Raw genomic sequence first — 6,787 nt, forward strand, 5'->3', positions numbered from 1 at the left:
ATCTATTATGGCGATAATAGCGATAATATTGTTGCTAACAATAATAATCACTCATATGGAGACAATATGCCTATCAATATGTTTCAAGCACAATCTACTATTCGTATGCAGCGTTGGTTACAACGCAGTACTTTGGCACTGGCTATCGGCACGGTAATGGCGACAGGTATTAATGTAGCCACTATGTCTCAGGTACAAGCAGCGGTCACCACTGCTGACTTCTCTGACTTAGTACAGCAAGTGACGCCAGCGGTGGCACGAGTCAATGTCACCAAAACGGTCAGTGAAGATGAGCTTGCCAAAGCACAAACCGCCGAGCTGTTACGTCAGTTCTTCGGAGATCGCTTACGTATTCCGGATCAAGCAGCGACGCCTGCGATTGAACACGCTTATGGCACCGCTTTTTTTGTCACCACCGATGGTTATATGTTGACCAATCACCATGTGGTTGCTGGTGCAGACAAAATCACCGTGACCCTTAATGACAGAACAGAGCTGGATGTGACCTTGGTGGGTAGCGATGAGCGCTCAGATGTGGCGGTACTCAAAGTCACAGGCAACCAGTTCCCAGCCTTACCGATTGGTGATTCAGACAGTCTAAAGGTAGGTGAGCCGGTATTGGCGATAGGGTCGCCCTTTGGTTTTGATTATTCGGCATCCGCAGGTATCGTCAGTGCCAAGTCTCGCAGCTTTTCACGTGAGACCAGCGTGCCTTTTATCCAAACTGATGTGGCATTAAATCCGGGTAACTCAGGCGGGCCATTATTTAATCAGCGCGGCGAAGTCATCGGTATCAACTCACGTATCTTTAGTGGTACGGGCGGTTATATGGGCTTGTCGTTCTCAATTCCTATTGATGCGGCGATGGATATCTACGAGCAGCTCAAAACCAATGGCGAAGTCGCACGTGCCTATATGGGTATTTATCCTCAAGACATCGATCGTAATTTAGCGGAAGCGTATAATTTAGCGCGTCCACAGGGCGCACTACTTACCCGCGTCTCACCAGACTCGCCTGCCCAAAAATCAGGTCTACAAGCAGGCGACATCATTTTGCAATACAATAATGTGCAGATTATGCGTGCTGCAGATTTATTGAACCTGATCAATCGAGCGCGACCCAATGATCCGTTCAGCGCCCAGATTCAGCGTGATGGCAAGCAAATGCTCGTAAAAGGCAAGCTCACTTATGCGCCAAATGATGTCAGGGCACAAAGCGGCTCTCAGCAAGATGATGAGGTGCAATTAGGCTTACGTCTGCGCAATTTGACCCCAGATGAGCAAGCAGAGCTGGCAGTGGACAATAAAACAGGGATATTGGTCACGACCGTTGACCCGACAGGCTTAGCCGCGCGCTCGGGCATTTTGGCGGGAGATATTATTACTAATTTTCACCAAAAGCCTATTGCCAAGGTCACTGATTTTTCTAGTGCTATCTCCTCACTTCCCAAAAAGGGTGTGGTAACGATTGAAGTCATGCGCCAAGGCATCCCTGGTATTATTGGCCTGCGTATTGAATAGTTATCATATAGTCAATCGACTATGCTTAAATGACGTATCTCGATAAGCATTGATAATTATACTTGTCTATCATAGAGCTCGACCTCTATAATGGCTGATTTTTTTATCGATTGGTTTTGATGAGTTGCTGTTGCTCAATTTAACGGTGAGCAAGTCACATTGATTTGGACGTTAATTTGGACATTGGTTTGATTGACCAACATTGATTTGATTGCGCGCCCAACGGCACAAACGACTATTCATACCTTTATATATAGCTAGGTAATTATGACTGACCACGCTTTTTATACGCTTAGCATCACTATAGCAGCAGCCTTGCTAGCGTATATCATATTGTGGTCAGGATTACAGACATTCAATGCCAATCCCACAAAACGCTTTTGGCGTATTTGGTCAAAGTTGTTGCTATATTACGCTGCCTATACCATGCCTTTTTGGGCACTGTTATTGATTATTGGGCGAGTACAACAAGTGACACCCATGCTGGCACAATTGTCACCGAATGCCGTGTTGATGGCTGTCATTGCCATGGGTCTGTATTTTTATACGGTGGTTGTGCAGCCCAATCGTTTGCGTTTGCAGCATCATGCTGTTGATTTGGGCTTAACAACTCCGCTTACGGTGGCGGTATTAGCCGATTTGCGCATTGGTTTATATAGTGGCAAGCCGCGTCATATCAGCAAGCTGGTCGCTACCATCAATGCCTTGTCAGCAGATGCGGTATTGATCACAGGTGATTGGCTCTATTATCCAAGCGCCGATTTGGTCGGGCAGTTGATGCTATTTAAAGGGGTAAATAAGCCCGTTTATACGGTCATGAGTACCTCGGATTTGCGTTATCAGTCGATCAATACTACCAAGCAAGGTCAGCCATTGTTAGAAGACACCTTGGCCAATGCTTTTGACGTACTGGATATCAACTATATCGGGCAGCAATGTACGTCGTTGCCGCTTAAATGTGCTCGAACTGGCAACGGTCGATTGATAGCAAATCAAGCAAGTTATATAAAAGGCCACCCAGATACCAGCACGCAAAAATATCTACAGGACAATCCAGTCGTGGCCATACTTTGCGGCTGGCAAGATATCCCGAAACAATTGAACGATGACGACACTTTGAATGTGCCTAATAAAGCTGTGCTGAGTGCTGAAATTGAGCAGGCAACTAAGCCTGTCATTATTCTTGCGTCACGATTTGATAGTATTAGCGACTTACCAAAATCGTTGCAACCCCGACCTTTATTGATTACCGGTGCGGCCAAAGCAATACAGAAAAACATATTAACGGCGCAAAAAAAGCAAGACATTCGTCGTATAGGTAAGCAGTCGTCATTGTTGGATAACAGTCGCATGGGTAAGCAGCGCGGCCTATACCAGCATGGTAGCGCGCAGATATTTGTCAGTAGTGGAGTGGGCACCCGAGGGTTACCTTTTCGCTGGTATCGTCCGACCATCGATGTGTTGACGATTCGTTAAAATAATTCAAAAGCATTTATCCCGCTTGCATAATTACGCTAAACTAACTATTTATCAATGTTCAATAAGCCCTAAACAGTAAGCCTTAAATAATAAGGTCTATAAGTAGCCGCCCTTGTGTCTATGTTGCATAACATTAGCGCTAAACAGCGCTTGGAATAGCGCGCAAATAGATAGGGTATATCTGGACTGAGCATTAATTGACTGATAGCGGTTAAATCAAAATATGCTACACTAGTAGGCGTTTTTATTATGATTGATAGATAGCATCGGCAATGGACAAAAATAATGTCCATGCGGATAGATATACACATGATTCTATAATGAGAATGTCACTATCATCTGTATATAAATGCCCAGTATGAACATCATGCAATAGCTACCATTGATCTGGTTATTAATGTAAAAATAGACATTGGCGATTGCAAACGATGGATCATGTGACAGCTTGAATAAAGCTAGGACAATACAACAGTAAGGCACAGTTATGAGCACAGCATATGACGAGATTAAAACCCGACTACAAGGCTCTATGGTGGCCTTGGTAACGCCCATGCATCCTGACGGCACGGTCGATTATAAACGTCTGGCCGACCTCATAGACTGGCAGATCGAGCAGGGCACCCATTGCCTCGTTGCCGTGGGCACCACTGGCGAATCAGCGACTTTGTCGATGCAAGAGCATAGCGATGTGATTCGCTACTTTGTGCAGCACGTCAAAGGCCGTGTACCAGTGATAGCGGGTACAGGCGCGAATAATACGACTGAAGCCATCAAGCTCACCCAAGATGCGGCAGATGCTGGTGCAGACTGTGCATTATTGGTCGCTCCTTACTACAATAAGCCGCCACAAGAAGGCTTGTATCAGCATTATAAAGCGATTGCCCAAGCCGTAAAGATCCCGCAGATGCTCTATAACGTACCAGGGCGTACTGTAGTTGATATCGCGCAGAATACGGTTGAGCGTTTGGCTGATATCGATAATATCGTGGCGATTAAAGACGCGACCGGCTCAGTTGCTCGTGGTGAGCAGTTGATTAAAGCGGTTGGCGACCGTATCGTTGTTCTATCTGGCGATGATGGTACGGCGCTTGATTTGATGCAGATGGGTGCCAAAGGTAATATTTCGGTAACGGCTAACGTCGCGCCAAAAGCGATGAGCGAAACGTTTTCGGCAGCGCTACGCGGCGACCTTGATACCGCCAATAAAGCGCATGATGTGATTAAACACTTACACCGTGATTTGTTTATTGAATCTAGTCCCATTCCAGCAAAATATGCGTTACATAAGATGGGTATGATAGATACTGGTATTCGTCTGCCGTTGGTATGGTTGGCAGAACAACATCATGCCACCATTGATGAAGCGTTGGTTCGTGCGAATTTACGATAAGTATTGACGATTGAATGGTTAAACACTAAGCCCTACATTATTATTAATGATTTAGGGCTTAGTGAGGCACTTAACGGTAACGATAAGTCAGTCGCCCAAATAAGCAAAAATTGCTAACTCAGAGAGATAATATGATGAAAGTATCATCAAGCCCTACCAAAACATTTCCTGCTATGATGGTTTTGATATTGGGTAGCACCTTAGTATTAAGTGGCTGTCAAATGACCAAAGGTTTTCTTGGTAAGCGCGATAATGGCAGCTTAGAATATCAAGAAAGCAAAAAGCTTGCGCCTCTAGAGCTACCGGTTGCTCAGGAGCCAGCACCTTTTGTACCGTTATACGCCACCCCAAATGCAGGTGCCAATACACTCACCTTACAGAACGAAGCGGGTAAGCAGTATCAATTACCTAAGCCGCAACGCGCTGTTGCCGTGAGCGAGTCATCAAACTAAACACTGTGTTTCCCTATTTATACCGCTGACTTTTTACTATGGTTATTCATGATCTAATAGATTAATGAATGACGTCGTACAGAGTCCAGCGGTCGCTGCGCGTTTTTACCACATAAGCTTGAACGAACAGGAACTCCATAATGCAAAAGCAACAACTGCTATATAAAGGAAAAGCCAAATCTGTCTATGAAACAGAAGACAACGATCTTTTGATTTTACACTTCCGTGATGACACCTCGGCGCTCGATGGTAAGCGTATCGAACAGTTAGCACGTAAGGGCGTGGTTAATAACCGCTTTAATGCTTTTATTATGCAAAAATTGGCTGACGCTGGTATTGAAACACATTTTGAAAAGCAGCTATCTGAAGACGAAGTATTGGTCAAGCGCCTAGATATGATTCCCGTTGAGTGCGTCGTACGTAACTTTGCAGCGGGCAGTTTGGTGCGCCGTTTAGGCCTAGAAGAAGGGCAAGCATTGACGCCGCCTACTTATGAGCTGTTTTATAAAGATGATGCGCTTGGCGATCCGATGGTTAATGAGTCACTATCGATTTCTCTTGGGTGGGCAACTCAAGCACAGCTTGCGAGCATGGAAGCGCTGACGCATCAAGTCAATGAGGTGCTAACAGCACTGTTTGCAGTTGGCGATTTAATACTGGTCGATTTCAAATTAGAGTTTGGTGTATTCCACGACCGTATCGTTTTGGGTGATGAGTTCTCACCAGATGGCTGCCGTATTTGGGACAAAAACACCAAGAAGAAATTGGATAAAGACCGTTTCCGTCAATCATTAGGCGATGTTATCGAAGCTTACGAAGAAGTGGCCAACCGTATTGGTGTGCCACTTAGCTAAGTCGTAAATGTCTAGCGCAAAACAAAAAAAACTGAGCCATGTGCTCAGTTTTTTTATGGCATTATATGAATGATGGTTCCCTAGTGAGGACTTAAACCTTCGGCTGTAGGCTAATGGTATCAACGTTTCAAATCGCTGAAATAGTCACAGTGTACCTCATGGTGTGTACTTACCATACATATTCTATCGTGATTGATGCGCTATATAGGTATCGAACTGTTTGGCTTTGCTTACTCAAAATTTTTCACTAATCTTATTTATAGCGTTTTTTCTGATGAACGATTCATCATCATTGGTTAACTTCAATAGCAAGTCTTTTGGTATGTTTTTATTATAGACGAGTCTATTTCTGACAGAGGCGTCTTTATCATCTGCCAATACCTCAAATATTTCTCTAGTTATTTTGTTTTTCATAGCAATATTCCCTCTAACGGTAGGACTGTCATCGTACGTCAACGTTTCAAGAACTTCTATTGGAACTGTTTTATTTAGAGCTACCCACTCGCGCATAGTTGGGTAGTGACGTATTATTTCAAACCACGTTTCCAATGCTGCACACTCGTTAATCGCTCTTCCATAATCTTGGGTGTGGTCACTTGTTCTGAGTAAGAGAAACTCTTCAGCTGATGTAATCATTAAAACTTACCTTCTGTAGCTCTTTCCAAATTATAAATTTATCACAAATCCTTCGTTACTGTGTTTAGTTAAGAACTCATAAAAACTGTTAAAGGTATACCCCAACGGAACCAGTTATTTTGCCCCTCAAACCTATTAACAAACCACTTAAAATAGACTAGATTTGTGGAACTACTCAAAACAGACTGCGATTTTTATCTGTTTATCAATAATACTTAATGACGAAATCCTCTTTATCCATAAGTATTGATACTTACCACGCACTATTAATATTAGCCTTCCGACCACAGATTTATAGTCTAACTCGTATAAAAAATCAAACATAGCGCCAACATTGTCTTCAATATCTTATCTTACTTTTATGCTAATTTATTAATACCTAGATTCAAATAAGAAGTGCAACGTTTTAAAAGAATGAGTTGAAGAGTAAGATGTGCCGTGTTGCATTTCAAACT

The 6,787-nt window shown here is 43.6% G+C and carries 6 protein-coding genes; 5 read left to right on the forward strand and 1 reads right to left on the reverse strand.

The genetic code is table 11. The features are described 5' to 3' along the window. Nucleotides 1-156: 156 nt before the first annotated feature. From AAEY80_RS06655 to purC, 5 genes are all read left to right on the forward strand, one after another. The gene (locus AAEY80_RS06655) at nt 157-1,521 is read left to right on the forward strand and encodes a Do family serine endopeptidase (protein ID WP_374189992.1); all 1,365 of its coding nucleotides are present in this window, start codon (nt 157-159) and stop codon (nt 1,519-1,521) included. A 267-nt stretch (nt 1,522-1,788) separates the two neighbouring features. Continuing rightward, nucleotides 1,789-2,997 carry a metallophosphoesterase family protein gene (locus AAEY80_RS06660; RefSeq protein ID WP_025651085.1) on the forward strand — a complete coding sequence of 403 codons (1,209 nt, stop codon included), beginning with the start codon at nt 1,789-1,791 and terminating at the stop codon, nt 2,995-2,997. A 487-nt stretch (nt 2,998-3,484) separates the two neighbouring features. Further along, nucleotides 3,485-4,390, forward strand: coding sequence for a 4-hydroxy-tetrahydrodipicolinate synthase (gene dapA / locus AAEY80_RS06665; RefSeq protein WP_025651084.1), 906 nt, complete (start codon nt 3,485-3,487; stop codon nt 4,388-4,390). Nucleotides 4,391-4,521: 131 nt separating this feature from the next. Next, nucleotides 4,522-4,842: a hypothetical protein gene (locus tag AAEY80_RS06670; protein ID WP_227502331.1), complete on the forward strand. Its 321-nt coding sequence runs from the start codon at nt 4,522-4,524 to the stop codon at nt 4,840-4,842. A 140-nt stretch (nt 4,843-4,982) separates the two neighbouring features. Then, the gene (gene purC / locus AAEY80_RS06675) at nt 4,983-5,696 is read left to right on the forward strand and encodes a phosphoribosylaminoimidazolesuccinocarboxamide synthase (RefSeq protein WP_025651082.1); all 714 of its coding nucleotides are present in this window, start codon (nt 4,983-4,985) and stop codon (nt 5,694-5,696) included. Nucleotides 5,697-5,930: 234 nt separating this feature from the next. Here the strand turns inward: purC and AAEY80_RS06680 are convergent, their stop codons facing one another. Further along, nucleotides 5,931-6,332: a hypothetical protein gene (locus AAEY80_RS06680; RefSeq protein ID WP_025651081.1), complete on the reverse strand. Its 402-nt coding sequence runs from the start codon at nt 6,330-6,332 to the stop codon at nt 5,931-5,933. Between the last annotated feature and the right edge of the window lie 455 nt (nt 6,333-6,787).

Source organism: Psychrobacter sp. 78a-MNA-CIBAN-0178 (genome assembly GCF_040309625.1).
Classification (GTDB): Bacteria; Pseudomonadota; Gammaproteobacteria; order Pseudomonadales; family Moraxellaceae; genus Psychrobacter; species Psychrobacter okhotskensis.